Here is a 1602-nt window from a genome sequence, read left to right on the forward strand (position 1 = left end):
GGGTGATCGGCATAGAGCAGGGGCTGCATCAGCAGGCCACGCATGGCCCGGCGCCGTTCATCGTCGCGAAGTTGGGTGAGACGGTCGCCGAGTTCGTGGTTGGACTCAAGGCCGATCTGGCTCATGCGGCTACTGAGCGGATCCGACAAAGGAAAATGGATCGATCAGCTCCAGCCCACAATCCTCGAAGTCCTTCGTATTGCGTGTGGCCAGGCTGAAGCCTCTTGTTCTGGCAATTGCCGCGATCTGACCGTCGAAATTGCTCATGGGGCGACCCAATGCCCGGCGCTGCCCTCGGATCGCTCCATAGGCACGCGCGGCATCCTGGTCGAAGGATAGGATGCGCGACTCGAAGGCCGTCGTCAGAAACAGCTCGAACCGATCCATCAATAGCTGGCGGCGCCGGCCTTGCGGCATGGCCTGCAATCCGAAGCAGATCTCTGCGATCGAGATGCTCGTCAGGTAGAGGTCTGTCGTGTTCTGGGCATTCAGCCATGCCCGCACCGACGCCGCTGGCGGGGCGGTCATGAACTCGGAGAGGATGTTGGTATCGAGCAGGATCATTCCGGGAAGCCCATGGGGTCATGGATCTCACGTTCAGGAAGCTCAAGTTGTGATCCGGTGTATGCCGGGCTGAAGCACTGGACCGCCAAGTCTCCCAACCGATCGGGCGCCGCGACGGCCTGTCTGAGGATGCGGCGTGCCTCCTCTTCCATCGAAATCCCCTGCCTAGCCGCCCTCACCCGCAACTGCGTAACCGTTTCATCGTCAATGTTTCGCACGCTCAAGTTCGCCATGATGCTTCCTCATCGATCCGCCTCGTCATGTCAGGCGATTGGCTGCATGATAGCAACCGCTAGCAGTGATAGCGACCGCATGCACAGGCGACGGCATCGCCAAGTTCAAGGCTGGCCTGGCTCACGCGACGGCCTCGTCGCCTGGCTCAAGGTCCCGCCCCGGCGTCCGCTCGGTCTTCGCAGCCGGGTTGGCGCCGGCCTCCAGGTCGGTGATGCACACCAGATAGTCCCGGCCGCCGAATGCGCCGTCGGGGGTCTCGATGACCGCGCGGGTCTCGGGTCCCAAGGGTTCCAGAGCGATACTGATGGTGCCGTCGCCGGTGACCGTCCGCACGGCGCGCTCTGGGTCTCGGGTGGCCGCCAGGGCCTCGCCGAGCAGGCGCAGAAAGAGATCGAAGCTGGCGGATTCGAGCCGGCCGATCTGGCTGAGCCGGATGTCCTCGCCGCTCGCCAGGCGGCGACGGGCATCGCGCGCCTGCAGGCTTTCCCGGTCCAGTCGCACCCTGAGCAGTTGTTTTTCCTTGCTGCGGTCTCGGACCTTCGGTGGCACGCCGCGCTTGGCGTGGCGGCCGGTTTCGCGCAGGCGCGGGCTGATCCGCAGCGGCGGTGCCTCGGCCCAGGGACGGGACGGCGGCACCGGCGCCTCGGCGCGGGCCTGTAGGGTATCGCCATCGATCCCGAGATGCCGCGCCGGCGTCAGCCCGAAGGCGGCGCGCCAGAGCCGATGAGCCTCGGCATCCGTTTCACACTCCATGAACCAGGCGGCCAGGGTGCGGTAGTCGGCGGAGCGGTCGCTGCGCCCGAG

At 65.6% G+C, this 1602-nt stretch carries 3 protein-coding genes; all 3 read right to left on the bottom strand.

Translation table 11 applies throughout. The features are described 5' to 3' along the window. Positions 1 to 129: 129 nt before the first annotated feature. Positions 130 to 564, bottom strand: a complete 435-nt coding sequence (locus tag G3480_RS26520; RefSeq protein WP_164657190.1) for a type II toxin-antitoxin system VapC family toxin — start codon at positions 562 to 564, stop codon at positions 130 to 132. Beyond that, on the bottom strand, positions 561 to 797 hold the full coding sequence (locus G3480_RS26525) for a FitA-like ribbon-helix-helix domain-containing protein (protein WP_164657191.1): 237 nt from the start codon (positions 795 to 797) through the stop codon (positions 561 to 563). The genes G3480_RS26520 and G3480_RS26525 overlap by 4 nt, the downstream gene beginning before the upstream one ends. A 121-nt stretch (positions 798 to 918) precedes the next feature. Continuing rightward, on the bottom strand, positions 919 to 1602 hold a 684-nt coding region (locus G3480_RS26530), incomplete at its 5' end, for a TIGR02677 family protein (protein WP_164657192.1).

The organism is Thiorhodococcus mannitoliphagus (assembly GCF_010915725.1).
Lineage (GTDB): Bacteria > Pseudomonadota > Gammaproteobacteria > Chromatiales > Chromatiaceae > Thiorhodococcus > Thiorhodococcus mannitoliphagus.

What these genes read in the sequence shown, in the direction of transcription:
- G3480_RS26520 (WP_164657190.1), bottom strand. Translation starts at nt 564, where the DNA reads ATGATCCTGCTCGATACCAACATCCTCTCCGAGTTCATGACCGCCCCG.
- G3480_RS26525 (WP_164657191.1), bottom strand. Translation starts at nt 797, where the DNA reads ATGGCGAACTTGAGCGTGCGAAACATTGACGATGAAACGGTTACGCAG.